The organism is Paracoccus indicus (assembly GCF_003056335.1).
In the GTDB taxonomy this organism is placed as follows: domain Bacteria; phylum Pseudomonadota; class Alphaproteobacteria; order Rhodobacterales; family Rhodobacteraceae; genus Paracoccus; species Paracoccus indicus.
Genome location: NZ_PYWA01000005.1, coordinates 49,545 through 74,987 on the forward strand (window position 1 = coordinate 49,545; position 25,443 = coordinate 74,987).

The 25,443-nt window shown below is 65.1% G+C and carries 20 protein-coding genes and 1 tRNA gene; 7 read left to right on the plus strand and 14 right to left on the minus strand.

What is annotated here, in order from left to right:
* Positions 1 to 76: 76 nt before the first annotated feature.
* Entirely contained in the window at positions 77 to 1,144 is a 1,068-nt protein-coding gene (locus DDE75_RS09425; RefSeq protein WP_108502143.1) for an alkene reductase, read from the plus strand.
* A 72-nt stretch (positions 1,145 to 1,216) separates the two neighbouring features.
* Here DDE75_RS09425 and DDE75_RS09430 read toward each other — a convergent pair whose 3' ends face one another.
* The 3 genes from DDE75_RS09430 to DDE75_RS09440 form a co-directional block, all read right to left on the minus strand.
* A complete protein-coding gene (locus DDE75_RS09430) occupies positions 1,217 to 1,477 on the minus strand; it encodes a hypothetical protein (RefSeq protein WP_108502144.1) in 261 nt (86 codons plus the stop codon).
* Positions 1,478 to 1,655: 178 nt separating this feature from the next.
* Positions 1,656 to 3,062 (minus strand): type I glutamate--ammonia ligase, encoded by a 1,407-nt coding sequence (glnA, locus tag DDE75_RS09435; protein WP_108502145.1) that lies wholly within the window; start codon positions 3,060 to 3,062, stop codon positions 1,656 to 1,658.
* 79 nt (positions 3,063 to 3,141) lie between these two features.
* The gene (locus tag DDE75_RS09440; protein ID WP_072297194.1) at positions 3,142 to 3,480 is read right to left on the minus strand and encodes a P-II family nitrogen regulator; all 339 of its coding nucleotides are present in this window, start codon (positions 3,478 to 3,480) and stop codon (positions 3,142 to 3,144) included.
* Positions 3,481 to 3,635: 155 nt separating this feature from the next.
* On the opposite strand from DDE75_RS09440, the gene DDE75_RS09445 reads away from it, so the two are divergent.
* Positions 3,636 to 5,141 carry an NAD(P)H-hydrate dehydratase gene (locus DDE75_RS09445; protein ID WP_108502146.1) on the plus strand — a complete coding sequence of 502 codons (1,506 nt, stop codon included), beginning with the start codon at positions 3,636 to 3,638 and terminating at the stop codon, positions 5,139 to 5,141.
* A gap of 147 nt (positions 5,142 to 5,288) precedes the next feature.
* Here DDE75_RS09445 and DDE75_RS09450 read toward each other — a convergent pair whose 3' ends face one another.
* A complete protein-coding gene (locus DDE75_RS09450) occupies positions 5,289 to 5,762 on the minus strand; it encodes a hypothetical protein (protein WP_108502147.1) in 474 nt (157 codons plus the stop codon).
* 822 nt (positions 5,763 to 6,584) lie between these two features.
* On the opposite strand from DDE75_RS09450, the gene DDE75_RS09455 reads away from it, so the two are divergent.
* Positions 6,585 to 6,668, plus strand: a tRNA-Leu gene (locus tag DDE75_RS09455).
* A 35-nt stretch (positions 6,669 to 6,703) separates the two neighbouring features.
* Here DDE75_RS09455 and DDE75_RS09460 read toward each other — a convergent pair.
* The 3 genes from DDE75_RS09460 to DDE75_RS09470 form a co-directional block, all read right to left on the minus strand.
* A complete protein-coding gene (locus DDE75_RS09460) occupies positions 6,704 to 7,432 on the minus strand; it encodes a COG3904 family protein (RefSeq protein ID WP_245894699.1) in 729 nt (242 codons plus the stop codon).
* Between the two features lie 7 nt (positions 7,433 to 7,439).
* Positions 7,440 to 8,702, minus strand: a complete 1,263-nt coding sequence (locus tag DDE75_RS09465) for a hypothetical protein (RefSeq protein ID WP_108502149.1) — start codon at positions 8,700 to 8,702, stop codon at positions 7,440 to 7,442.
* An 80-nt stretch (positions 8,703 to 8,782) separates the two neighbouring features.
* Complete coding sequence (locus tag DDE75_RS09470) at positions 8,783 to 9,541, minus strand: Crp/Fnr family transcriptional regulator (protein WP_211659323.1); 759 nt, start codon at positions 9,539 to 9,541, stop codon at positions 8,783 to 8,785.
* Between the two features lie 775 nt (positions 9,542 to 10,316).
* On the opposite strand from DDE75_RS09470, the gene DDE75_RS09480 reads away from it, so the two are divergent.
* From DDE75_RS09480 to DDE75_RS09490, 4 genes are read left to right on the plus strand one after another with little or no spacing between them, the layout of a single operon-like run.
* Positions 10,317 to 11,984 carry an IucA/IucC family protein gene (locus tag DDE75_RS09480; RefSeq protein ID WP_108502152.1) on the plus strand — a complete coding sequence of 556 codons (1,668 nt, stop codon included), beginning with the start codon at positions 10,317 to 10,319 and terminating at the stop codon, positions 11,982 to 11,984.
* Positions 11,974 to 14,700, plus strand: a complete 2,727-nt coding sequence (locus DDE75_RS09485; RefSeq protein WP_108502153.1) for an IucA/IucC family protein — start codon at positions 11,974 to 11,976, stop codon at positions 14,698 to 14,700. Before DDE75_RS09480 ends, DDE75_RS09485 begins: the two co-directional genes overlap by 11 nt.
* Positions 14,697 to 15,926: a DUF6005 family protein gene (locus DDE75_RS17270; RefSeq protein WP_162798968.1), complete on the plus strand. Its 1,230-nt coding sequence runs from the start codon at positions 14,697 to 14,699 to the stop codon at positions 15,924 to 15,926. The genes DDE75_RS09485 and DDE75_RS17270 overlap by 4 nt, the downstream gene beginning before the upstream one ends.
* Complete coding sequence (locus DDE75_RS09490; RefSeq protein ID WP_211659324.1) at positions 15,896 to 16,726, plus strand: sugar phosphate isomerase/epimerase family protein; 831 nt, start codon at positions 15,896 to 15,898, stop codon at positions 16,724 to 16,726. Before DDE75_RS17270 ends, DDE75_RS09490 begins: the two co-directional genes overlap by 31 nt.
* A gap of 54 nt (positions 16,727 to 16,780) precedes the next feature.
* Here DDE75_RS09490 and DDE75_RS09495 read toward each other — a convergent pair whose 3' ends face one another.
* From DDE75_RS09495 to DDE75_RS09525, 7 genes are all read right to left on the minus strand, one after another.
* Positions 16,781 to 18,706 (minus strand): TonB-dependent receptor domain-containing protein, encoded by a 1,926-nt coding sequence (locus tag DDE75_RS09495; protein WP_162798970.1) that lies wholly within the window; start codon positions 18,704 to 18,706, stop codon positions 16,781 to 16,783.
* A 147-nt stretch (positions 18,707 to 18,853) separates the two neighbouring features.
* Positions 18,854 to 19,786: an MYG1 family protein gene (locus DDE75_RS09500; protein ID WP_108502155.1), complete on the minus strand. Its 933-nt coding sequence runs from the start codon at positions 19,784 to 19,786 to the stop codon at positions 18,854 to 18,856.
* 115 nt (positions 19,787 to 19,901) lie between these two features.
* On the minus strand, positions 19,902 to 20,654 hold the full coding sequence (locus DDE75_RS09505; protein ID WP_108502156.1) for an ABC transporter ATP-binding protein: 753 nt from the start codon (positions 20,652 to 20,654) through the stop codon (positions 19,902 to 19,904).
* 3 nt (positions 20,655 to 20,657) lie between these two features.
* Positions 20,658 to 21,545 carry an ABC transporter ATP-binding protein gene (locus DDE75_RS09510; protein WP_108502157.1) on the minus strand — a complete coding sequence of 296 codons (888 nt, stop codon included), beginning with the start codon at positions 21,543 to 21,545 and terminating at the stop codon, positions 20,658 to 20,660.
* Positions 21,542 to 22,453 carry a nickel transporter permease gene (gene nikC, locus DDE75_RS09515; RefSeq protein ID WP_108502158.1) on the minus strand — a complete coding sequence of 304 codons (912 nt, stop codon included), beginning with the start codon at positions 22,451 to 22,453 and terminating at the stop codon, positions 21,542 to 21,544. The genes DDE75_RS09510 and nikC overlap by 4 nt, the downstream gene beginning before the upstream one ends.
* Complete coding sequence (locus tag DDE75_RS09520; RefSeq protein WP_108502159.1) at positions 22,450 to 23,538, minus strand: ABC transporter permease; 1,089 nt, start codon at positions 23,536 to 23,538, stop codon at positions 22,450 to 22,452. The genes nikC and DDE75_RS09520 overlap by 4 nt, the downstream gene beginning before the upstream one ends.
* 9 nt (positions 23,539 to 23,547) lie before the next feature.
* Positions 23,548 to 25,146 (minus strand): ABC transporter substrate-binding protein, encoded by a 1,599-nt coding sequence (locus DDE75_RS09525; RefSeq protein ID WP_108502160.1) that lies wholly within the window; start codon positions 25,144 to 25,146, stop codon positions 23,548 to 23,550.
* Between the last annotated feature and the right edge of the window lie 297 nt (positions 25,147 to 25,443).

Below are 25,443 nucleotides of genomic sequence, written 5' to 3' on the forward strand. Positions count from 1 at the left end.
CGCGCAGCACACACCTGTCGTTGCCACGGGTCGCAGGACCCGAACGATCAACAAGACCCATGGAAAGGAGGACGCCATGTCCTCGATGTTCGAACCCCTGACGCTTGGCGCAGTGACGCTGAAGAACCGTCTGGTGATGGCCCCCCTGACGCGCAGCCGCTCGGGTCAGGACCGCATTCCAAACGACATGATGGCGGAATATTATGCGCAGCGTGCCGGTGCCGGGCTGATCCTGTCCGAGGCGACCAGCGTCATGGCCATGGGCGTCGGCTATGAAGCCACCCCCGGCATCTGGAACCAGGCCCAGGTCGAGGGCTGGTCCAAGGTGACGAAGGCCGTCCATGAACGCGGCGGGCTGATCTTCCTGCAGCTGTGGCACGTCGGGCGCATCTCTCACCCCGATCTGCTTGACGGCGAGACGCCGGTGGCACCATCCGCGATCCAGCCCGAAGGTCACGTCAGCCTGCTGCGCCCCAAGCGCGCCTATGTCACGCCGCGCGCGCTGGACATTGAAGAAATCCCCGCCATCGTCGAGGCCTATCGCCAAGGCGCCGAGAACGCCCGCCATGCGGGGTTCGACGGGGTCGAGATCCACGCCGCGAACGGCTATCTGATCGACCAGTTCCTTCAGGATGCCAGCAACACCCGCGACGACGCCTATGGCGCTTCCATCGAGAACCGCGCCCGCCTGCTGGATGAGATCACCGATGCCGTCGCGGGTGTCTGGGGCGCGGACCGCGTCGGCGTCCATTTGGCCCCGCGTGGCGACGGTCACAGCATGGGCGACAGCGACCCCAAGGCGCTGTTCACCCATGTCGCCCGCCAACTGGGCCGGAAGGGCGTGGCCTTCATCTGCCTGCGCGAACATCTGGGCGACGACAGCCTAATGGGCGACATCCGCGCCGCCTTCAACGGCCCGGTCATCGCAAACGAGGGGCTGACCAAGGAGGTCGCCGAGAAACTGCTGGCCGAGGACAAGGCCGATGCCGTGGCCTTTGGGCGCGATTTCATCGCCACGCCCGACCTGCCCGAACGATTCCGCCGGAACCTGCCCCTGAACGAGCAGGATCCCTCAACCTTCTATGCCGGCGGTGCCGAGGGCTATGTCGATTATCCCATTCGCACCGGGGTCGCTGCGGAGTAAGTATCAAGCCACCGAACAAAGGAAAGGCCGGGCGATTGCCCGGCCTTTTGACTGTGTCGAAGCCTGTTGTGATCACATGCGATCGCGGCTGCTGTCGTCGAGGCGGTTGCCACTGGGGAAGGACGACACCGACACGACGTCGTTTGCCATCAGGTTGCGGTTCTCCAACTCGCGGTCGCTGAAGATGTCGCCGGCACGACGGTCGACCTGCTGCATCTGGACCTGGCGGAAGTTGTTCATTTCAGGCTTTTCTTTCATGCCCATCGAACCTGCGGCGGCGGGCACGGTGGCGAGGGCGGTCATGGCGGCGGCGATCATGGCAAAACGGGTCATGTCTGTATCTCCTGTGATTGGGTTTATCTGTCGTTCGTGGTTGCAGTTACGTTTGCCGCCACGGGTTTGTTGCACCCCACACGTCACCGTGAACGGGCGTGATCACATTCGACGTCGCCCCAAACCGAAAAAGGCGGCCCCGAGGGGCCGCCTTTTCCGTTCCGTCGATCCTGTCGGATCAGACGCTGTAGTACATCTGGTATTCGACCGGATGCGGGGTGTGTTCGTAGGCGTAAACCTCTTCCCACTTGAGCGCCATGTAGCCTTCCAGCTGATCGCGGGTGAAGACGTCACCGGCCAGCAGGAAGTCCATGTCCTTGTCCAGCTCCTCCAGCGCCTCGCGCAGCGAACCGCAGACGGTCGGGATCTCGGCCAGCTCTTCCGGCGGCAGATCGTAGAGATCCTTGTCGGAAGCCGCGCCCGGATCGATCTTGTTCTTGATGCCGTCGATGCCGGCCATCAGCAGGGCTGCGAAGCACAGATAGGGGTTCGCGGCCGGATCGGGGAAGCGTGCCTCGACGCGCTTGGCCTTCGGGCTTTCCGTCCACGGAATACGGACGCAGCCCGAGCGGTTGCGTGCCGAATAGGCGCGCAGCACGGGGGCCTCGAAGCCCGGGATCAAGCGCTTGTAGCTGTTGGTCGAGGGGTTCGTCAGCGCGTTCAGCGCCTTGGCGTGCTTCAGGATGCCGCCGATGAACCACAGGGCCTCCTGGCTCAGGTCGGCATATTTGTCGCCTGCGAACAGCGGCTTGCTGTCCTTCCAGATCGACATGTTCACATGCATCCCCGACCCGTTGTCGCCCTTCATGGGCTTGGGCATGAAGGTGGCCGACTTGCCATAGGCATGGGCCACGTTGTGGATGATGTACTTGTACTTCTGGATGTTGTCGGCCTGCGCGGTCAGCGTTCCGAAGATCAGCCCCAGCTCGTGCTGCGCGCTGGCAACCTCGTGGTGGTGCTTGTCGACCTTCATGCCCATGCGCTTCATCGTCGTCAGCATCTCGCTGCGGATGTCCTGCGAGGCGTCCGTCGGGTTGACCGGGAAATAGCCGCCCTTGTGACCGGCGCGATGGCCGGTGTTGCCCATCTCGTATTCGGTGTCGGTGTTCCATGCGGCGTCGGCAGCGTCGATCTGGAAGGCGACCTTCTGCGGCGTCACGGAATAACGCACGTCGTCGAACAGGAAGAATTCGGCTTCCGGCCCGAAGTAGGCGGTGTCACCGATGCCCGAGGACTTCAGATAGGCCTCGGCCTTCTCAGCCGTTCCGCGCGGGTCGCGGCTGTAGGGTTCGCCGGTATCGGGCTCGACCACGTTGCAATGCACGCAGAGCGTCTTTTCGGCATAGAACGGATCGATATAGGCCGATGCCGGGTCCAGGATCAGCTTCATGTCCGACTGATCGATCGACTTCCAGCCCGCGATCGAGCTGCCGTCGAACATGAAGCCTTCCTCGAAGAAGTCTTCGTCGACCAGATCGCGATCCAGCGTCACGTGCTGAAGCTTGCCCTTGGGATCGGTGAAGCGGACGTCGACATAGGCGACATCTTCGTCCTCGATCAGCTTCAAGACATCCTTGGTTTTCATCTCTTCCCTTTCTTCGTGGTAACGGCCCGGCGGCTTTCAGGCCGGGCCGAGAGATATCGGGTTGTTTCGCCTGCCGCGATCAGACCGCGTCGTCGCCGGTTTCCCCGGTGCGGATGCGGATGGCCTGCTCGACCGGCATGACGAAGATCTTGCCGTCGCCGATCTTCTCGGTGCGGGCTGCGCCCACGATCGCCTCGACGGCGGCCTCGACCTGGTCGTCGGGCAGCACCATCTCGATCTTCACCTTCGGCAGGAAATCGACAACGTATTCAGCGCCGCGATACAGTTCGGTATGCCCCTTCTGCCGGCCGAAACCCTTGACTTCGGTGACAGAGAGCCCCTGAACACCGACTTCCTGCAGGGCTTCCTTCACATCGTCCAGCTTGAACGGCTTGATGATCGCCTCGATCTTCTTCATCGCTCTAGATCCTTCCTCGCGGCTTGCCTGCAGATTGATTGGCGCGTTTGTTGGATGGCGTAAATGCAGCAGGATGATCTTGGAAGGCCGGAAACGGTTTGTCACGGGGTGCTGCACATATTATCGGCAACAAGATCAAAATACAGGCAAATGCTATGCTGCAAGGGACCGAAATTCTGACCTCCGCCCAAATGCGCGCCACCGAGGCCGCTGCCATCGCCAGCGGCACCGTCACTGCCGCTCAACTGATGGAACGGGCGGGACGCGCCGTTGCAGACCAGATTCGGCTGCGCTGGCCGGTGCCGGGGAACGCCACGGTGCTTTGCGGTCCGGGCAACAACGGCGGCGACGGCTATGTGATCGCGCATCATCTGCACCGCGCGGGCTGGCGGGTCAGGGTTTGCGGGATGCGCGGCAAAGCGGCAACGGCCGAGGATGCCGCCCGTCGTTGGCTGAAATCCGGTCCCATCCACCTGTTGCAGGCGGTCGAGGCGGTTCCCGAACAGGGCGTCATCGTCGATGCGATCTTCGGAACGGGTCTGACCCGCGCCCCCGAAGGCGACCTGGGGCGCATCGTGAACCTGCTGTCGAATGATGCGCTGCGCGATCGGATCGTGGCGGTCGATTGCCCAAGCGGGCTCGATCTCGATACGGGGACCTTCCCCGGCGAGGGCGCGCAGGCTGGGCTGACCGTTGCCTTCGACAGCCCCAAGCCCGGCCATCTGATCGCCGAGGGTCCCACCGGTTGCGGGCAGCTTGTCGTGGCCGACATCGGTCTGCGGGCATGGCGTCAACGTGACCCAGCAGGTGTTCACGCGACCGCCGCGCCGGACGAAGGGACGGGGCGTTGGCTGGCCAAGCTGCATGGCAAGGGGCACAAGTTCGCCCATGGATTCGCCTTAGTGGTTGCCGGCGGTCGGGACAGCGGCGGGGCGGCGCGTCTCTCGGCCCGGGCCGCACTGCGGATCGGGGCGGGGCTGGTGACCATTTGCCCGACGCGCGAAGCCATGCCCAAACATGCCGGTCCCCCCGATGCTCTGATGCGCAAGTCGGTCGATGGCCCCGACGACCTGCACCGCCTGCTGCAGGATGACCGCATCGGCGCCATCTGCATCGGTCCGGGCTGCGGAGTGTCACGCGCGCAGGCCCTGCTGAGGCCGCTGCTGGCCAGCGGACGTCCTGCGGTCCTTGATGCCGATGCCATCACCGCCGTTGCCAAGAACGGCACCCCTGCCCTGCACCCCGACTGCGTCCTGACCCCGCATATGGGCGAATTCGCCCGCATTCAGCCGGAGCTCGCCAAGCGCCTGAACGCAGGGTCCGGCAGCGATGCCCTTTCCAAGCCCGAGGCCGCCCGCCGTGCGGCACAGGCCATGAACGCCGTGATGGTTCTGAAAGGGCCCGACACCATCATCGCCGCGCCTTCGGGGCAGGTCTCGGTCCATTCGGCCTATGACATTCCATGGCTGGCTACGGCAGGCGCGGGCGATGTCCTTGCCGGTATCATCACCGGCCTGCTGGCGCGCGGCCTGCCCGCCTTTCAGGCCGCCTGCCTTGGTGTCGATCTGCACGCCCGCGCCGCCCGCCGCTTCGGCCCGGGTCTGATTGCGGATGACCTGCCCGAGCAGCTGTCGGGCGTGATCCGCGATCTGATCACCTGATGCTCTGGTGGGACCCGAGCAGGCGCCCACCATCCAGCATGCCACGCACACGCGGCGTCAACCTGCGCAACGCCGTCAGGGTGGCAGTCGTCAGAACTGCCGCAATGATCCAGATCGGCAGGCCGGCAATGCCATCGGTCGAAAGCCTCATATCCCGCGCCAGCACGCTTGCGACGGCCAAGACCGCCAATGGATGATAAAGGTTATACCCAGGCTTTCGCGCCGCCCCAGTTCTGCAAGCCATTCCGGGGTCAGATTACGGGTCGCGATGGCCATTCCCAACAACCCGGCCGCAAGTGGCAGTGTCCCGACGAACAGCTGAACATCTGCAGGCTTGCCGCGAAGCGATCGCAACCAGACCGCTTCGGCAATGGTCAGAAGAATGCCGCCGATGAGCAATATCGCAGACATCCTCTGCAGCTTGTCGCAGCGGCAAAGCCATCCGCCGATCAACACGGCGGGAATGCCAGAGAGTTCTCGTAGCGCCATGACAGCATCATACCGTCGACCCGTAAGGACATTGAAATAATTGCTAGCGACATAGGCCAGGACAATCAGCAACGAAGCACCGAACAGCAGTCCCTGAGCCTTGCTGTCTCGATAGGTATTAACGACCAGCAAAGCTATGATCAGGGATGTCAGATACCATAGATGAAAGTGACTGCCCCTCAGTATGGTCTAGAGGTTGATGTTTTCAGCACCCGACGTGGCAACCAAATGGGGCAGAAATAAAACGCTCGCCGCCACATAGGCATGCAGAGGCACTGAAAGCCTGTCGATGGTTATCTTCCCCTCATCTGCCAGATAATAGCCTGTCAGCATTAAGAAAGACGGAACGCACCATCGAAAGCAGCTGTTGATGATATCGCCACCGTCTGAGACAGCTCGGGGTATGGGCCCACATGCAGGCCTATGACCCCGATGGCCGCGATGAGCCTGAGCGCATCGACATTGCCATCACGGCCGCCGCCATGGGGCGCGGTGTGAAGCGGGGTAGTGTTGTTCAGCAAGGCAACTCCTGAAGCCGCCGCCCTTGTGGGAGGTCAACCGAACAGAACAATACTGCGCCGAGAATGAAGAACACCTGAACGCAAGTCGCGAATGACTCTCATACATAGGATGGCACGAATGCATAAGCCAAATCCGAGCTTGTGTGAATTCTCGATCGCAATCGGCCCCAGGATCCGCCAACCCACCATGAAGCTGCTTGGTTGAAGTGCAGACCGCTGGTGGCAGCGTCAGATCGCCATATGCTGGTGGACCCTTAGCCTCAGATATATGCTTTTGTGAAAACCGCCTTTGTAACTACCCATGTGTCTAAATTTGGTGACAGGGATCCGGGACCGCAGAACCGGGCCGCCACGCGCAAATTCCGCTAGCGGTGCCGAAAACTCTGTGCTAGGGCGTCCAAAGTACTGTGATGATTGATCAAAACAGTCGCGTGCGGGTGTGGCGGAACTGGTAGACGCACCAGATTTAGGTTCTGGCGCCTTTGGCGTGGGGGTTCGAGTCCCTTCACCCGCACCATCATCCCGACAGTCACATGACACCGTCTTGGGCCTTCAGCCTGCCGCAGGGGTCACCATGTTCAGCTCGCTCAGCTGGTCCGGGGTCAGGATGTTGATTTCGTCCGGCGGGGTGCGCAGGGCCAGCGGCATCAGGCGCAGATCGACGCCCATGTCGTCAAGGTAATCCATGACGCTGGCCTGCGCCCGCTGGACATCCGCCACCGCCATGAAGGCGGGCAGGATGGTGTTCTTGCCGAAGTAATGCTGGTGCACGCCCACGACCCCGCCATCCTCGACCCGACGCGGATCGCCGCCTGCCAGCACATAGGGGCATGCCGACAGGCAGACCGCGCCATCCCTGATCGTCGTCGACAGCCGAAGCGAGCGGATGCTGCGCCCGATCGCCAAGGCATCCGAGACCGAACCGCCCGAGCTGTCCAGCGCCACCTGCGTCGCCTGTGGGCGCGTCTGTTCCAGCCAGGCGACAAAGCGGTCGCCGTCGCCTGGCGCGATCTGGCCGGTGATGGTGATCAGGTCATCGTCCTCGGCAAACTCCAGCTGATCGGGCATCGGGCGCATGGCGGGCGCACCCGGTTTCGCGGGGTCCGATGGCCGCAGATCGGGGCGATAGGGGCGCACGCTCGGGCCGTCGGTCGATGGCGCGAACAGCCCCGGCGCGGCAGCCCCCTGAGACCGCCACATGTCGATGCCCACGATGGCCGCCCCCATCAGCACCTGCGACACCAGCACGGCCCGGATGACCCTCTGGGGCGAGGAGAACATCCCCACCTCAGCCCTCCTCGCGACGGGGGGGATCGTCGCGCAAGGGAGGCATGGCATCGGCGCGGTGCAGCAGATCCTGTGCGGCAAGGGCGGCGCGCAGCTCTCCGACGGTCATGCGGTCGTCGCTGTGACCCTCGCCCCGGCCCGAGCGGATGGCGGCCTGCACGACCATGATGATGAAAACCAGCACCGCGGGCAGCAGGTCAATGGAAATCGCCCCCGCCCAAGCCGGAACGAAGTTCCCCGCATAGGCGATGACCGCATCGGCGGCCGACATGGGGGTATAGAGCGCCTCGTCCGGGGCGGGCAGCGCGATGACCGCGCCCGCCGCATCGTTCAGTGTCTGCGCCCGCTGCGACACCAGGGTCAGGACCGAATTGATGGTGCTGGACTGCCCTGCCCGCATCTCGGCGGTCGAGCCGTCCAGTTCCGGCAGCACGACCGCATCGGCCAGATCCTGCGCCGCCCGCGACACGAGGGGCGCGGGGTTCAGCTGGCGCAGCTGAGTGATCATCCCCGCCAGTTCGACCGCATCTTCGGAAAAACGGACGGTGCGATCCTCCAGCGGGCCAGGCTCGACCGAGATGCCACGCATCTGGGACAGGATCGTGTTGCCTTGGCTGAAGGTGGTCTCGATGGGGTCGGCGGCCTGATCCAGCTGGGCTTCCAGCGCCTGCAGTTCGGCGCTTTTCTGGGTCAGGACGCGAAAGACCGCGCCGCGCCCCGAAAAGCCCGACAGGGTGCCGCCGGCTTCCTGCTCGGACAGATCCTGGAAGGATTGCCGTACGCGGGCCACGTCGCGGGCCAGCGATTGCCCCGCGACCGCGTTGGCATGCGCGCGCTCCAGCGAGGTCTGATAGTGCTGCACGGTGGTCGCCATATGCGTCTCGACCGCCGCGCCGCCTGCCAAGGCCGCTGCGTTCAGCCAGGATGACATGGCCACGATGGCGACCGATCCAAGCGCCATCGTCAGAAGCAGCCCCACGCGCGATGCCGCCGAACGCACCGTGGGCAGCAGGCGCAGCAGATAGGACCAGAAGACGAAGATCCCCACCGAGACCGCGATGGAATAGGCCAGCGCCGCAAAGGTCGTCCACATGCCCGGATCGTCCAGCAGCGTGCGCACCCCCAGGTAGGTGTAGATGCCCGAGGCCGCCGAAAGCACCCCAAGCGCCGTCGAGGTAAAGCTGTCCAGCCAGTCCAGATGGCGCTCCAGCTCTCGGGCATAGCGGTCACCGGCGCGATCAGGGGAAGGGCTTGGGGTTGGCATGCGCGCTCCGATGCTGGGGGTTCCGTGCCAGTTAAGCGAAATGCGGGCGATCTCTCAGCCCCCCGTCGCTCACTTCTGCGTCAGACGGCCTGATCGCGGGCGCAAATCGTCACGCCCTCCAGGATCACCTGATCGCCACCGGGGCGCGTCAGTCCAAGGCGTTCCCGGTCCAGAACCCGTATGGTGCCACGCTGCATGGCGACCACACCCTCGGCCCGCAGTTGCGCCAACGTGCGGTTCACGGTCTGGCGCGAACAGCCCGCAAAGCCCGCCAGTTCGTTCTGGCTGATCTGGACGGTGGGGCTCTGGTCGCTGGTCATGCCCAGCAGGTGGATGCGGACGCGATCCTCGGCGGCATAGAACATCGCCACGGATTGCTGTCGGTTGTCGCGGGTCAGACGGTCGTGGAAGATGCCCGCGAAATTGGAGAGGATCAGGTCGGCCGGCATGTGCTTCAGCACCAGCGCCGCATCGAACAGCATCACGGTCGTGTCGGGCAGGGTCGTACAGGTCGCGGCGCAGGTCAGGCCCGAAAACTGCTCGACCTCGCCCAGGACCTCTCCGACGCGGGCCAGATGGGCAAGAATGCGGTTGCCGTTGACGTCGATGAAGCTGACCTCGATGCGACCGCGCAGGATCAAATAGCCCCATCTTGCAGGTTCACCCTGCCTCAGGATCTCGGTCGGACGCGGAAGATGCTGGATCACGGTTTCAGACATCAGCAGCGCCATCTGCTGACGCGTCAGCCCCTTGAACAGGGCCAGAGGCGCATCGTCGAAATGATCCAGCCAGGCAGATGTATCGTGAGTGCGCCGCCCGACCGGGACGGGCGACGCCAAATCATGATGTTTGACCGCCTCGCGCACGCGTGGTCCCCTGTCTACAACCTTGCTGGAACGATTATAGCCCCGATGCCTGCCTGGATTGCAAGCTGTTGCCACAACGTTCCAACCGACAGGCGGTCAAACCACGCACCGATCGAGGCCAAAAACAGGTACGGGAGACAAATCGCAAACGTCCCGATCGGTGCTATACCCTTGTATAGCGACACTATCCCCATGAATGTCGGCTACGCGACATTCCGCCGAGAATATGTACAAATGGTTAACCAAATATTGCCGCTTTTGCCCGGACTGGCCGGATAAAAGGCAAGATCCTTGCGAATCGGCGCGGTATGAACCCACTTGGTAGCATTTTTAATGGCATGCACCAAGCGCGATGATCTGGAAAAGCAGTGATAGCGGACAGCTGTTCCCTCGTCGTCATCAGACTTCGTAAAATCGTGGTCACCCGTCTGGCCTGCGGGCAAGCGTTGGGCATCGAGATCCTGGGATCGATGTATCAGGGTTCACAAGATCCGCCTTTTTGAACAGGCTGTTCCCGGCCGCGATCCTTATTGTGGGTCGCGAGGGACAGCTGGGCTGAACCCCTGACGATCGGGAACGACCGCCGAAGCTAGTGGTGAAGATCGATGCAATTTCTGCGACTCCCATCAGGCATCTGATCCATCCAGCCCTACCTGTTCTGACACATTGCCCTTTTCTCGTCCGGGTTTTAGTTGACTATAATACTAAAGAATATTACCCCGCCCTCAAGCCAGCACCAGCCAGCCTCATGACGTCACTGCGGCACGCGCCGCACGAAACCGCCGAGGCTGAGATGCTGCATTCCGATCCCTGCGACCATGACGATCCCGAACGATTGGCCGATCTGGCCAGCCTGCGCGCCTTGCTGATCTGCGCAATCCGGGAATTGGGTGTGGACCCCGATGACATTGCCACCCCGCAGGGCCGACTGCAGATCCGCCAGCAACGCCACATGACGACCGGACTGGGCCGCCTGCAGTCGCTGACGCTGTATGGCTCGGCGGGTGCACGCGCCATTGATGCGGGTGATGCGCTGTCGCTGATGCTGGACTGGCTGGCCAAAACCCATGGCAGGGCTGCCAAACAGCTGATCGCGCGCATCATCAACAGCCGCGACCGGATTGCCGCGATGCTGCCCGCTCGCATGGCGGACCCGCAGGCCGCGTCCGACTTCCTGACGGCAGAGCAGGCGCTGATCTTCGGCCATTGGATGCACCCATGCCCCAAGGCCCTGACCGGCATGACCCCGCCCGAGGATCGCGCCATGACCCCCGACTGGCATGGTCAGTTTCGGCTGCATGCGCTTTCGGTCCGCTCCGATCTGATCGAGGCGACCGATCCCGACATTGCCCGTGATCTGCCCGGCATGCCGGCAGCGGCCGATCCCGGGCGGATCATCCTGCCGGCGCATCCGCTGACTTGGGACCGGGCGCGGAAGGACCCGCAGATCGCCGCGCTGCTGGCGCAAGGCGACATCCTCGACCTTGGGCCGATGGGGGATGGCTGGTGGGCGACCTCCTCGGTCAGGACGCTGTGGCGCGGGGATTGCCGCTGGCAGGTCAAGGTCTCGCTGCCGGTTACGATCACCAATTCGCAACGGGTGAACAAACGCCACGAGCTGCTGGCGGGCGCTGCGATGTCGCGGCGCATCGCGGCGCTGATGTCGCGCTTTGGTCCCATGCGGCTGATCGGCGATCCGCATTGGATGACCCTGCGCCTGCCGGGCCGTCCCGAATCCGGGCTGGAGGTGATCTTCCGCGACAACCCTTGGCAGGGCGGCCAAGTTCTGCAGGTCGCGGGGCTGGTGGCCGAGCCTCTGCCCGGGCGGGCATCGCTGCTGGCGCAGGTGACGGCGGGCCATGACGCGGGGCGCTGGTTCGACGCCTATCTGGCCTGCGCGGTCGCGCCCCTGGTCCGCATGTACGACGCCACCGGCATCGCCGTCGAGGCGCATCAGCAGAACGCCCTGCTGGACCTGTCCCACGGGCTGCCACGCCGCTGCGACATCCGCGACAACCAGGGCTTCTACGTGGCCGAGCCGATGGCCGACGACGAACTGCGCGCCATTCCTCAGCTGGTCTATCCCCGGTCCGAGGCCGAGGATGCGCTTGGCTATACCCTGATCGTCAACCAGGTCTTCGGCGTCATCCACCGCATGGCACTGGACGGCATCATGTCCGAGGCCGAGGCCCTTCACCGGCTGGCCGTACATCTGCGGGGACTGTGCGATCTGCCGGGGCATGGCGGACGGCTGGCAGGGCGCTGGCTGTCGGATGCCACGCTACCCGCCAAGGGCAACATGCTAACCCAGCTTGGCGGCACGGACGAGCTGCTGATCCCGGGCGAGCGTGCGCCGATGATCCGCGTGCCGAACCCTCTGCCTCATCACGCGGGGGTGCTTGCCGATGTCGCCTGAAGCCCGCACCCTGCGCCAGACCGTCGAGGCCTTGGCCTTCGAGGGCATCCTGACGCCCCACCCCGGCGGTTGGACCCTTGGCCGGTTGCCGATCCTTGCGCCCCATCGGGTGCAGATGACGGGCCGCGTCAGACTGCTGGCGGATCCGCTGGACGGTCGGGGGCTCCCGCTGACGCTGGACTATCTGGAACAGGCGCTGCGGCAGGCGGGCCATGATCCGGCGGCGCTGCTGAACGCCGCCCGGCGCAGTGCGCATTTCCTGACCGCCGCAGGAGCCCTGCCCAAGGGTCGCACGGACCTGCGCGCCCTGTCGCTGGAGGCTGCACTGTCCGAAGGCCACCCCTATCACCCCGGCTTCAAGGCCCGCATCGGGTTCTCGGACGCTGACAACACGGCCTATGCGCCCGAGTTCGGCGCGGTGATCCGCCCGCTGTGGCTGGGGGTCGATCCCGCCCTGATCACCCGAAGCGGCTCCGATATCGCCGCTGGTTTCGCCCCGGAAGGTGCGATGCCCGTCCACCCTTGGCAATGGGCGCGGCTGCGCGACGATCCTCAGGTCCGGCAATGGCTGGATCAGGGCCGCATCCGGGTGCTGGACCACCACGGCCCCGACATGCAGGCCACGGCATCACTGCGCACGCTGGCCGACCGTGACGGCGGCGACCACCTGAAACTGGCGCTTGGGGTCGGGGTCACATCCTCGGTCCGCGATCTGGTGCCTTGGTCGGTGGGCGTCGCGCCCGCGATCTCGGGGTGGCTGATGCGGGTGGTGGAAAGCGACCCGGCGCTGGCGGATCTGACCATCCTGCCCGAACATGGCGCGGCCATCGTGGGGCGTGACGTGATCGGCGGGCGTCTTGCCGCCATCCGCCGCAGCCCGCCGCCCGAAGATGCCGTGCCACTGTCGATGCTGTCGCTGCGCGACCCCGATGGCCGCGCGGTCATAGCGCCTTGGCTGGAACGCCACGAAGCGCGGGCCTGGGTCGCGCAGCTGCTGGCCGTTCTGCGCCCCCTTTGGCACCTGATGACCCATCACGGCATCGCGCTGGAGGCGCATGGCCAGAACATGCTGATCCGGCAGGACGACGGCTGGCCCACGGGCCTCGTCGCCCGCGATTTCAGCGAAAGCCTAGAATACGTCCCGCATCTGCTGGCCCGCCCCGACCTGATGCCGGATCTTGCCGCGATCGAGCCTGCGATGGCCGACGCCCCTGACGGCACCTATCACCGCATGGGCGCTGCCACCGATCTGCGCGATCTGGTGATGGATTGCCTCGTCACGCATGTGCTGTCCGATCTGTCGGACCTGCTGCACCGCGACGGCACCCTGCCCGAGGCCGACTTCTGGGCCATGGCACGCCTCGTCCTGCGCCCTGCGCCGGGCTTTGGCACCGACGATCACACCTATCCCGCCGAAAGCCTTGCCGCGCGCCTGCTGGGCGTGACGGCGACCCACCCTGCCCCCAACCCGCTGAGGACTGCTGAACCGATGGCCGATCTCTTTTACCTGGACGACCGACCTGTGGACCCGAAGGATCCCGCCCTGCCCGATCTGATGCAGGGCCGCGACCCCGAACGCAGCCGGATCGCGCTGCATATGTCGAACAAGGCCACATGCCTGTCGCACATCCTGCGGCTGCGGGATGCCGGGGCATCCTGCTATCCGGTCCACCCCGAGACGCCCGCCGAACAGGCCCGCCAGCTGGCATTGCGGGCGGGCTGCAATGCCATCGCCGATGATGCGGGCATCTCCGATCTGGGGCAGGATGCGCCCCATGTTCCCGGTGGCGTCCTGATCCAGACCAGCAGCGGCACCACCGGCACCCCCAAGGTCATCGCTCGCAGCTGGGCCGCCATCCGCACCGAGATCGAGGCCTATATCGCCGCCTTCCCGCAGGCCGCCGACATGACGCCGGTCATCGCCGCGCCGATAACCCATTCCTATGGGCTGATCGCGGGGGTAATGGTGGCGCAGGCCCGCGGGCATCGGCCCGTGGTTCTGGACAGCGCCAACCCCAAGGCCATCCTGCGCCACCTGAAAGCGGTGGACCGCCCCCTGCTCTATGCCGCGCCGCCGCTGCTGCACATCCTGTCGCGCTTTGCGGGCAAGGGCGGGCTGCATGCAGTCATGTCCTCGGGGACGGTGTTGCCGCAGGGGTGGTTCGACGACATCAAGAACGCCTGCGGCCACCTGTTCCAGCAATACGGCTGCTCCGAGGCAGGCTGCGTCGCCATCGCCGCCGCCCCCGTCAGCCCGCAGGACATGGGCCACCCTTTGCCGCATGTGCGGATCACGGCGGGGCAGGACAGCCCCGGTCCGGTGGTCATCGAAGGCACGGGCGATGACATCGCCACCGGCGATCTGGGCATCATCGACGACCGTGGCCACCTGATCTATGCGGGCCGCGCCGCCGAGGTGATCGACGTGGCGGGCGTCAACGTCTATCCCGACCAGATCGAGGCCGCCGCCATGGCCCTGCCCGCCGTCCGCGACGCCGTGGCCTTCGCCATCCCCGACCCGACCGCCACGCAGCGTCCGGCGCTGGCCTTCGTCGGCGAGATCACCCCCGAGGCGCTGGACGCCCATCTGGCGGCGACCCTCTCGCCCCGCCAGCGCCCCGCACGCCTGATCCCGATGGACCGCCTGCCGCGCGGCGCGAACGGCAAGATCGCCCGCCGCGATCTGGCCGCCACATTGACCGAGGTGCCCGCATGAACCAGCCCGCCCGCATCGCCTCGCCCGAGGCCGTCCTGAGCACCATCAAAGGCATCCTTGCAGGTCCCATGGCCAACCCCCGCATGGCCGCCTTCGGCCCCGAGGCGCGTCTTGGCCACGATCTGGGGCTGGATTCCGTCGCCCTGATGACGCTGATGCTGCATCTGGACGAAGCCGGGATCGAGATGGCCGAGGATACCTTCGACCGCGCCCCCGGCATGACGGTCCTGGCGCTGGCGCAGGCCTTGGCTGGCGTCGCCCCGGCCGAGGAAGAGCCGCTGGACATCAAGGTTCACTGCGTCGTCAGCTGCCTCTCGCAGGCGTTGAAGGACAAGGGCGGCATCGATCACCGGCCGCTCTATATCGGGCTGTGGGACGGGCAGGTCGTCGTCGATGACCGGATGCGCCTGTCCTATCACGCGCAGGACATCGACCACGGCTTCTATCTGGACTGGGCACAGCGGCTGTTCGGGCTGCGGGTGACGCGGTGGTATGACGATGCCGCCCCCAAGGCCGACAATCTGATGCGCCTTCAGGATCTGCTGGCCGATTGGCGGCCCGGCACCTATGTCATGCCGATGGTGGACATGTTCCTGCTGCCGACCCGCGACAACAAGTTCGCCCAGGACCCCTTCCCCCATTACGCCCTGCTTGAACCGACCGCCGATCCCGCCACCTTGATGATGCGCGACCCCGATTTTCGGTGGGAGGGTCCGGTCCCCGCCACCGACCTGCGCGCGGCCTTCCTGCGCGACAGCGTCGCGGGGGGCTATGTCTTCGACAATGCCGATGCCCATCCCGCCAGCGACGCCGATATTCAGGCCATCTTCGCGGCGACCTTCGATCCCGATACCGTCCCGCTGATCGAGGCGATGCGCCGGATCGTGCAGGCGCATGCCACCTTCCTGCCCCGCGCCGACCTTGAAAGCGCGCTGCGCGAACTGCCGGTCATCGCAATCCGCAAATACGCCTATGAACATGCGCTGGCGATCTTCGGCGATATCGAGGGTGCGGATTACGACGCCTTCGAGGAATGCTGCGACCGGATCGCGGCGCTGCACGGTGGGTTGAACGCCGCCCATCTGCGGGCCGTCGCCTATGCCCGTGGCGGCAGCGCCGAGGATCTGGCCCGCGTCATGGCCGATCTGGACGCGCTGAGCACGCTGGAACGCGGCATCAAGGCCACCGTGGCCGAATGGCACGCCCGCTGGCGGGACGGCCTGTGATGCGGGTCCACGCCTGTTCCGTCGCGCTGAGGCATACCGAGGTCTCGGCGCAGGATCTGGCCCAACAGGTGCTGGGCGCGGGCTTCGACGGGGTCGAGATCTGGGCACCCCATGCTGAGCGCATGGCCGATGACTGGGCCGCCCTGCCGCTGCGCCCCGTCGTGCCGATGCTGTCGGGCTATCTGCCGTTGGGCACCCCTGCCTTCGACCGCGATCAGGCACGACGGCTGGTCGCGCTGACGGCCCGCTGGAAGGCTCCGCGCCTGCGGCTGTTCGCGGGAGGCCTTGGGTCGGCGGATGCCAGCGCCGATGATCGCAGCGCCATCCTGCGCGATCTGCGCGCGGTGGCCGATATGGCGCAGGACCACGGCATCCGCATTGCGATCGAGACGCATCCCGGGACGCTGGCCGACAGGCTGCCCGCGACGCTGGCGCTGATGGAACAGATGGACCACCCCGCCATCGGGCTGAACGTCGATATCCTGCATGTCTGGGAGGGCGGCGCCGACCCCTTGGCCGCCCTGCCCGCACTGGTGCCCCATCTGTTGCATCTGCACCTGAAGAACGTGACGGGCCGCGACAGGCTTGGGGTCTTTGCACCGGGCAATATCCACGACCCGCAAGGCAGCCGCGACGGCATCTGTCCGTTGTTCGACGGCGTGCTGGATTACGATGCTATCCTGCGCGCCCTGCCCGGTGATGCCGATGCCTCGCTGGAGTGGTTCGGACCTGCGCCCATGGCAGTGATGCGGGCCGATCTGGCACGGATCAGGCAGAGGATGACCCGCAAAGCTGCCTGAAAAACAAAGGGGCCCGGCAAACCGCCGGGCCCCCTTTCGCTTGCATGCCGTCTTTCAGAAACGAACCTGCGCGGACAGGCCGATGCTGCGGCCCGGCTCTTTCTGACCCAGCACTTCCGCAAAATCGCCGCCATAGCTGGCGCGATCGATGTAGTCGCGGTCGAAGAGGTTGTTGACCTCGGCCCGCAGCGTCAGGTTGTCGTATTGCGCAGGCTCGTATTCGGCGAAGACGTCGACGACGGTATATCCCGGCCAATCGGCCGAGGCATCGACCCCCACGCCGTCCTCGTCCAGCGTGTGCTGGATGACGCCGCCCAGTTCCAGACCGGCCATGACCTGATGGCGCGCCTCCAGCGTCAGGATGCGGCCCGGCACGGTGCCGAGGTCCAGCAGGTCATAGGTGGTCGCATCGCCGCCATCGACCTCTACATCGGTGTCACTATAGCGCAACGTGGCATAGCCGCCGACCCAGTCCTGACGCGCCGACAGACGGAAGCCCTTGGATTCGACGTCATGCACGGCCAGCTTCTTGCGGGCGTCGTTCAGGCGGGTGCGGAACAGCTCGGCTCCCAAGGTCGTGTCGCCGGTGGTCCATTCGGCCCCCAGGACGACGTTGTGGGCGCGAGTGTGGCGCAGGTCGTCGTAGGCATCAGCCGTTTCGTAAGCCTCATAGAGGTCATAGACCGCGGCCAGCGGAGTGCCCCCGAAGACGGTAGAATAGGCGGCGTTCAAGGCCAGCGCGTCGGTGGCGTGCCATGTAAGGGCGGCATTGGCGCTGGCGCCCTCGGTGTCGACGGACTGACCGCCTGCGCCGGTGAAGCGGTTCCAGTCATAGCGCAGACCGGCGCTGTAATCGAACTGGCCATGCGTGCCACGCGCCTGCGCGAAGGCACCGGTATTGGTCACATCCTCGCGGAAGCTGCCTGCGGCCCCACGGAAGACGCCCTCGTAGGTCGCCTTGCTGCGGGCATGATCCAGACCCGCCGTGACATCCATCGTGCCAAGGGCAAAGTGGTTCTGCGCCTTGATGGTCAGCGTGTCGGCATCGCCCTGGTTGAAATCGCCAGAATAGCTGCCGTCGGTGTTCAGATCATAGGTGTCCAGATCGCTGCGGGACTGGGTGACAAGAAACTCGGGGTCGAACAGCCCGTCGGCAGACAGGCGGCGCAGGTTCAGGGTTTGGGTCGTCTGCTTCAGCGCATAGCGGCGCGCCTCGTTCGTGCGACCGACCACTCCGCCAAGGTTGGCGCGATAGGGGCGCAGGGCGTCGTCCTGCACCTGAAGGGCGCCGAATTCGGCCCGCCAGTCGCCCATCTCGGCGCCCAGCTTCAGGGCATAGCTGTTCAGATCCGCGCCGGTGTGATCGACATTGTCGCCCGCGCCGTCCTCATAGTCATTGCCCGTGGCGCGCTTGGCATAGACCAGCGCATCGATCGGACCCTGACGACCATAGAGCGTCACCGACCCCTCGGTCGTATCGCCGTTCGAGGCATAGCCGGTGCTGACCTGTCCGCCATAGGTCTGGCCGTCCTCCAGCATGTCCAGCGCGGATTTCGTCTCGTAGGCGATACTGCCCGCCAGGGCGCCAAAGCCCGCATCCGCAGGGGCCACGCCCGCATCGACGCGGGCGGCCTTCAGCAGGCCCGGGTCGATGACATTGGTGCCGGTGTGGTGGAACATGCGGTTGTTCTGCGCGGCGCCATCGACGGTCACGGCCAGCTGCTGCTGATCGATGCCGTTGACGAAGACGCGTTCGGTCAATGCGATGCCACCGCCGACGATGACACTGGGTTCGGCACGAAAGACATCCTTCATGGTGCCATTGCGGGCATCCTCCAGCTGATCGGCCGTGACGGCGACCTGGCTGGCGGCATCCGCATCGGCCTGAAGCACGATGGGCTTCAGGACGACGGGGTCGGTCGCGGTCTGCGCGGTTGCGATTGCGGGAAGGAAGGCAGTGCCAAGCAAAAGCGCTGCCATGCTGTGTCTGGGCATGGGTCGTCTCCATCGGGGTGCGGGAACGGCTGGCGATGGCGACGAGGCGCGCGGGCTTGCTGATAGGATCGTCTTAGTGGCAATGCCCCGCTGTGTTAAGTGCATTTTTGCAGGTGGCCGATCTTGCAGACCCTAGACCATGGCGGCCTCGGCTTCGGCCACGGCCAGATCCGCCAGCTGCATGATCGCCTCGCGGGTTTCGGCCACGGCGATGAAGCGACCGTTGTGGCAGAACTTGGCGCCCTTGACGCCCGAGGCTTCCTCCAGCGCCTCGTCGGTCAGGCCGGCCCATGCGGCGGGCAGATCGGCGCGCAGGTCGAAACCGTCCTCGGCCAGGCGGATGCCGGTCAGGGTCCACCCGTCCGAGCGCGGCGTCGCCACGAACAGCAGGTGATCCGCCCCGGCCTTCAGCACCGCCGAGCGGAAGGGCATGCCCATCGGCAGCTCCAGCACCCTGCCCTCGCCCGCGGCCTCGATGGCGGCCATCACCATGGATTCCGCGCGCAGCTTGGAGGCCTTGCGGTGAATGCGGGCCTCGACGAAGGCGCGGGCGATCTGAAGGGCTGCGTGGAAGGCGCGGTCGTCGGCGTCGGGCGACTGGTCGTCGAAGACGGGCTTCAGGCTTTCCAGCAGCGCGGGCAGCGTCAGGTCCGACAGCATCGGCCCCGCGGTGGATGTGGCCAGTACGCCGTTGTCGACCAAGTCGATGGGCAGCACGAAGCCCTGATCGAAGGACCGGAAAACATCGGCGCGGTGATCCTCGGGGATGTCCAGCGCGGCCAGGTAATCCATGCCGAAGTGGCGCCAGACCAGCCCGAAGGAGCTGAGCGGCTGACCATCCTCGCGCAGCGGCGCGTCGGGCTGGTGGTGGTCGAAGATCATGCGGTCGGCATCATGGTCGCGGCCCACGTCATAGATGACGCGCCCCTCGGCCGGGGTGGTCAGGTCGCGGTCGCGGGTGCGGATCACCGCAGCCTCGGGGAACAGCCGGGTCAGGATGACGCTGGACAGCAGTTCATCGGCATGAAACGCGCCGGAGTGGGTGACAAGCTGAGTGACGGTCATGGGATCGGTCTTTCGGGTCTGGCGCGTGGGCGCGATGAAACGGCATCACCGCCCGGACCTTCAGGACCGGACGGCGTTTGCGCGGCTCTTAGCGCGAAACGGAGGGTGATCTCAATCAGGCAGGCTGATAGCCGCCTGAGGCGCGGATCAGGTGGCGGGTGTAATCCTCTTCGCCCGCACCCCGGCGCAGGGCATCGACCGACATCACCTCGACGATGCGACCGTGCTGCATGACCGCCAGACGGTCGCACATATGCCCCACGACCGACAGATCGTGGCTGACCATTACATAGGTCAGACCATGTTCGGCCCGCAGATCGGCCAGCAGGTTGAGGATCTCCGCCTGAACGCTGACATCCAGCGCGCTGGTCGGTTCGTCCAGCAGCAGCAGGCGCGGTTCGGCGGCCAAGGCCCGCGCGATGGCCACGCGCTGGCGCTGACCGCCCGACAGCTGGTGCGGATAGCGGAATCGGAAGCCCTTGCCCAAGCCGACATCGTCCAGCAGCTTGGTGATCCGCTTGTCGATATTGTCCATGCCTTGCAGGCGCAACGTTTCTGCCAGCACGGCGTCCACGGAATGGCGCGGGTGCAGGCTGGCATAGGGGTCCTGAAAGACCATCTGCACCGTCTTGAAGAAGGCGCGGTCGCGGCGGTCGGCCTTCAGCGGCTTGCCGTCCACCGCGATGTCGCCCGACCATGTCGGAATCAGCCCTGCGATCGCCCGCAGGATCGTCGATTTCCCGGACCCCGATTCCCCGACCAGGCCAAAGCTTTCGCCTTGACGGACCGAAAATTCGGCCCCTTTGACCGCGTCGACGCGCTCGGGCGGCTGACCGAACCAGACGTTCAGATCCTTGACGTTCAGCATGGCTTACAGCCCTCCGGGCAAGTCGGTGTCGGCATGGGGCATCAGGGTTTCCCCGTCGCGCCAGCTGTCCTGACGCTGCAGCACCGGCAGGCGATCCACCGGCGCCTCCAGCCGCGGCAGGCTCGACAGCAGCCCTTGCGTATAGGGGTGACGCGCCTTGTGCAGATCGCGCGCCGCCAGCGTTTCAACGATGCGCCCGGCATACATGATCAGCACGCGGTCGCAGAACTGTGCCACAAGGTTCAGGTCGTGGCTGACGAAGATCAGCCCCATGCCCCGGTCGCGCACCAGCCGGTCCATGATGTTCAACACCTCGGTCCGGACCGAGACGTCCAAGGCGCTGGTCGGTTCGTCCGCGATCAGGATGCGCGGATCGGGGGCCAGCATCATGGCGATCATAATGCGCTGACCCATGCCGCCCGATACCTCGTGCGGATAGGCGTTCATGACGCGTTCGGGGTCGCGGATCTGCACGGCCTCCAGCATTTCCAGCGCCTTCTGGCGGGCGGCGTCGCGGGGGGCCTTGGCGTGCAGGCGATAGGCTTCGATGATCTGCTGGCCGACGGTCATCACGGGGTTCAGGCTGAACTTGGGATCCTGCATGACCATGCTGATGCGCCCGCCGCGGATCTGGCGCATCTGTCGGTCGGGCAGGTTCAGGATCGACTGCCCCTCCAGCGTCATCGAGGTCGCGGTGACCTGACCGGGGGGGCGGACCAGGCCCAGGATGGCGCGGCCCGTCATCGACTTGCCGCTGCCGGATTCACCCACCACGCCTAGGCGTTCGCGGCCCAGATCGAAGCTGACCCCGCGCACGGCCTGAAAGCTGCCCTGACGGGTCGGGAAGGTCACGCGCAGGTCGCGCACCGACAGAAGGGGGGCGTCGGTCATGACTTGTCTCCTTTCGGATCAAGGACGTCACGCAGCCCGTCGCCCAGCAGGTTGAAAGCGATCGAGACGGTGAAGATCGCCAGGCCCGGCATGGCCGCGACCCACCAGAAATCCAGGATATAGGTCCGCCCGTCCGAGATCATCGCCCCCCATTCCGGCATCGGCGGCTGCGCGCCAAGGCCCAGAAAGCCCAGCCCCGCGGCCGAGAGGATGATCCCTGCCATATCCAGCGCCACCCGCACGATCAGCGAACTGACGCAAAGGGGCCAGATATGCCGGATCAGTAGGCGCAGGCGACCGGCCCCCTGCAGGCGTGCGGCGGCGATGAAATCGGCGTGGCGGATGGTCAGTGTCTCGGCCCTTGCCAGACGGGCATAGGGGGGCCAGGCGGTCAGCGCCAGCGCCAGCACCGCGTTGCCGATGCTGGGACCAAGTGCCGCCACGAAGGCCAGCGCCAGAATCAACTTGGGAAAGGCCAGGAAGATGTCGGTCACGCGCATCAGCACCTGATCGACCCAACCGCCTGCAAAGCCTGCGACGGTGCCGATGAACAGCCCGATGATCGGCGCGATCAGCGCCACGGTGCCCACGATGAAGAGCGTAATCCGCGACCCGTGGATCAGGCGGGACATGATATCGCGCCCAAGCCCGTCGGTGCCCAGCCAATGGGCCGCCGATGGGGGCTGCAACCGCGCGCCCAGATCCTGCGCATAGGGGCTCTGCGGCGCCAGCAGCGGTGCAAAGATCGCCATGCCGATCAGCAGGACCAGGATGATCAGCCCCACCATGGCCAGCTTGTTCGACCGGAAGGTCAGCCAGCCCTGATAGATGGCCCCAAGACGCGCCTGCCTGCGGGTTTGGGGGGCGTCCGACAGCAGCCAGTCGCGACGGGATATGGTGTTGCTCATTTCGACCTCGGGTCAAGGACGCGGTACAGCAGGTCGCTGAAGAGGTTCAGGACGACGAAGCAGACGCCGACGACGACGGTGCCACCCAGGACCGCGTTCATGTCGCCGGACAGAAGCCCGCGGGTGATATAGCTGCCAAGACCGGGCCAGCTGAAGATGATCTCGGTCAGGACAGATCCTTCCAGCAGCGATCCGAAGGACAGGGCGATGACCGTGGTCAGCGGAATGGCGATGTTGCGGAAGGCGTGACGCCAGATGACGGCGCTTTCGGACATGCCCTTGACGCGGGCGGTGATAACATATTCCGCCGACAACTGCTCCAGCATGAAGCTGCGCGTCATGCGGCTGATATAGGCAAGGCTGTAGTATCCCAGCAGGCTGGCCGGCAGGATGATGTGACTGAAGGCGTCGCGGAAGGCCGCCCAATCGCCCGCCAGCAAGCTGTCGACCAGAATCATGCCGGTGACGCTTGGCACCATGCCGTCATAGATGATGCCCTGACGCCCCGGCCCCCCGACCCAGCCAAGGATGCCATAGAAGATCAGCAGGCCCATCAGGCCCAGCCAGAAGATCGGCATGGAATACCCGACCAGCGCCACGACGCGGGCCACCTGATCGATGATGCCACCCTTGCGCGCAGCGGCGATGACGCCCAGGGGGACGCCTACGAAGATGCCGATCAGCGTTCCCAAAGTCGCCAGTTCGAATGTGGCGGGGAAGACGCGCTTGATATCGTCGGCCACGGGTTGGCCGGTCGATATGGACCTGCCGAAATCGCCGGTCAGCACATCGCCGATATAGCCGAAGAATTGTACCACCAGCGGGCGATCCAGCCCCATGGCGACATAGGCGGCGTCATATTGCGCCTGCGTGGCGCGGTCGCCCACGACCTTCAGCACCGGATCGATGGGCATGACACGGCCGATGATGAAGGTCACCAGCAACAGGCCCAGCAATGTCAGCGACAGCGACAGCAGTGTCCCCGCGATGCTGCGGGCGCGGCGGCGGCGCAGGGCGTTGCGGGCCGAGGGGTCGGGACGGCTTGCGCCGGGGGTGTTGCCCCCGGCGCCCGTGTTTTCGGTCATGGCCAAGGCTTATTCGCCCTTCGTCACCTGACGGTAGATGACCGAGGTCACCGCGCCGCCGCTGAACCAGTTTTCGACATTGTCCTGCAGGCCCGCCTGCTCGATCCGTTGGAACAGCGGGATGATCGGAGCCTCGGCCTGGTATTGCGCCTGGATGTCCTTGTACATCTGGGCGCGCTTCTCGGCGTCCTTTTCAAGGGTGGCGGCGACGGTGGCCTCGTTCATCTCCTCGGGGACGGCGTATGCGTTGCGCCAAGCCAGAAGACCGACGGCCTTTGCCTCGTCGCTGTTGTCGGGGTTGAAGGCGAAGGTCGCGGCATTGGTGTTCGGGTCGGAGTAATCCGGACCCCATTCACCGATGAAGATCGGCACTTCGCGCGCGCGATAGGCGTCCAGAACCTGCGCCCCGGTCATTTGCTCGATCTCGAGCGTCAGGCCGGCCTGCGCCATGGATGCCTGCAAAGTCTGCGCGACGTCGATATATTCGCGCAAGTCGCGGATGCGGGTGGTGATGGTGCCCCCCTCGATGCCGGCATCGGCCAGGATCTGCTTGGCCTTTTCGACGTCATAGGTCCAGGGCTGATCCTCCAGCACGCCCAGATAGCCAAGCGGCAGGAAGGCCTGATGGGTGGTGAACTGGCCCTTCAGGAAGCTGCCGGTGATGCCTTCGTAATCGACCAGATATTTCATCGCCTCGATCACGGCGGGGTTGGACAGCAGTTCGTTCTTCTGGTTCAGACCCATGTACATCATGCGCCCGCGCGGTTCGTCCTGGATCTTGACGCCCTCGACCGAGCCGATGCTTTCGACATCGGTGGGCGTCAGGTTGCGGGCGACGTCGATGTCGCCCTGTTCCAGCAGCAGACGTTGCGCGCTGGATTCTGCCACGTTGCGCACGATCACGCGCTTCATTGCGGGCGCGCCCTGCCAATAGTCTTCGTAGGCGGCCAGCTGCACCGCCTCGTTCGGGCGCCATGCGGCCAGGGTATAGGCACCCGAGCCTGCCTCGTTGGTGTTCAGCCAGCCGTTGCCCATGTCGCCGTCCTGTTCATTGGCAAGGACGGTCTCCTTGTCGATGATGCTGGCGATATTGGCGGTCAGGCAGTTCAGAACGAAGGACGGCGCATAGGGCTTGTCCAGGGTCAGCGTCAGCTTGTTGCCGTCGGCGGAGATCTTCTCTTCGGCGTTGGCGGCGGTGAAGCCGAACTGCGTCAGGATGAAGGCCGGCGTCTTGTCCAGCTTGACGGCGCGCTGCAGCGACCATGCGGCATCCTCTGCCCGAACGGGATTGCCGGAATGGAAGGTCACGCCCTCGCGCATGGTGAAGGTGATGGACAGGCCGTCTTCGGACACCTCCCAGCTTTCGGCAAGGCTGGGCTTGAAGCCCGCGTCCATGTCCAGCGGATCGAAGTCGACCAGCCGGTCGTAGGTGTTGTTGTTCACATCGTTGCCCGAGAACTCGAAGGTCTGGGCCGGATCAAGGCTGATGATGTCGTCGATGGTATGGGCGACGACCAGCGTATCGGCAGGCGTCTCGGCATAGGCGGCGGGCGACAGTGCAAGGGCGGATGCCAGCAGCACGGCGCGCGTGGTCATTTTCAATGTCATGATTGTTTCCCTGAAGGTCGTGTTTGCGTCCCGCTTCGGGCGGGCTTCATGACGTGCAGGTTGGCGCAAGGTCACCTGCCTTGCAAGTGTCCTGCACGATCCGCGGGCAGCGCGTCCAACCGAAGCCGACACAACCCTTAATTGTTCATACATATAATGGGTTACGCATGCGGCATCGTCGAAAAACCGCCACGGGGCCTGCGGAAATTCTTGATCGATGCAGGCATCCGAACCAACATGGCCTGGTTAATGGTGATCTTGCGAATGGTAAAATGTCTGCTCAAATCTGGGAAATTT

What these genes read in the sequence shown, in the direction of transcription:
- DDE75_RS17270 (WP_162798968.1), top strand. Translation starts at nt 14,697, where the DNA reads ATGAACCAGCCCGCCCGCATCGCCTCGCCCGAGGCCGTCCTGAGCACC.
- DDE75_RS09510 (WP_108502157.1), bottom strand. Translation starts at nt 21,545, where the DNA reads ATGACCGACGCCCCCCTTCTGTCGGTGCGCGACCTGCGCGTGACCTTC.
- DDE75_RS09520 (WP_108502159.1), bottom strand. Translation starts at nt 23,538, where the DNA reads ATGACCGAAAACACGGGCGCCGGGGGCAACACCCCCGGCGCAAGCCGT.
- DDE75_RS09525 (WP_108502160.1), bottom strand. Translation starts at nt 25,146, where the DNA reads ATGACATTGAAAATGACCACGCGCGCCGTGCTGCTGGCATCCGCCCTT.
- DDE75_RS09445 (WP_108502146.1), top strand. Translation starts at nt 3,636, where the DNA reads ATGCTGCAAGGGACCGAAATTCTGACCTCCGCCCAAATGCGCGCCACC.
- DDE75_RS09460 (WP_245894699.1), bottom strand. Translation starts at nt 7,432, where the DNA reads ATGTTCTCCTCGCCCCAGAGGGTCATCCGGGCCGTGCTGGTGTCGCAG.
- DDE75_RS09480 (WP_108502152.1), top strand. Translation starts at nt 10,317, where the DNA reads ATGACGTCACTGCGGCACGCGCCGCACGAAACCGCCGAGGCTGAGATG.
- glnA (WP_108502145.1), bottom strand. Translation starts at nt 3,062, where the DNA reads ATGAAAACCAAGGATGTCTTGAAGCTGATCGAGGACGAAGATGTCGCC.
- DDE75_RS09440 (WP_072297194.1), bottom strand. Translation starts at nt 3,480, where the DNA reads ATGAAGAAGATCGAGGCGATCATCAAGCCGTTCAAGCTGGACGATGTG.
- DDE75_RS09485 (WP_108502153.1), top strand. Translation starts at nt 11,974, where the DNA reads ATGTCGCCTGAAGCCCGCACCCTGCGCCAGACCGTCGAGGCCTTGGCC.
- DDE75_RS09430 (WP_108502144.1), bottom strand. Translation starts at nt 1,477, where the DNA reads ATGACCCGTTTTGCCATGATCGCCGCCGCCATGACCGCCCTCGCCACC.
- DDE75_RS09425 (WP_108502143.1), top strand. Translation starts at nt 77, where the DNA reads ATGTCCTCGATGTTCGAACCCCTGACGCTTGGCGCAGTGACGCTGAAG.
- DDE75_RS09465 (WP_108502149.1), bottom strand. Translation starts at nt 8,702, where the DNA reads ATGCCAACCCCAAGCCCTTCCCCTGATCGCGCCGGTGACCGCTATGCC.
- nikC (WP_108502158.1), bottom strand. Translation starts at nt 22,453, where the DNA reads ATGAGCAACACCATATCCCGTCGCGACTGGCTGCTGTCGGACGCCCCC.
- DDE75_RS09490 (WP_211659324.1), top strand. Translation starts at nt 15,896, where the DNA reads ATGGCACGCCCGCTGGCGGGACGGCCTGTGATGCGGGTCCACGCCTGT.
- DDE75_RS09505 (WP_108502156.1), bottom strand. Translation starts at nt 20,654, where the DNA reads ATGCTGAACGTCAAGGATCTGAACGTCTGGTTCGGTCAGCCGCCCGAG.
- DDE75_RS09495 (WP_162798970.1), bottom strand. Translation starts at nt 18,706, where the DNA reads ATGGCAGCGCTTTTGCTTGGCACTGCCTTCCTTCCCGCAATCGCAACC.
- DDE75_RS09500 (WP_108502155.1), bottom strand. Translation starts at nt 19,786, where the DNA reads ATGACCGTCACTCAGCTTGTCACCCACTCCGGCGCGTTTCATGCCGAT.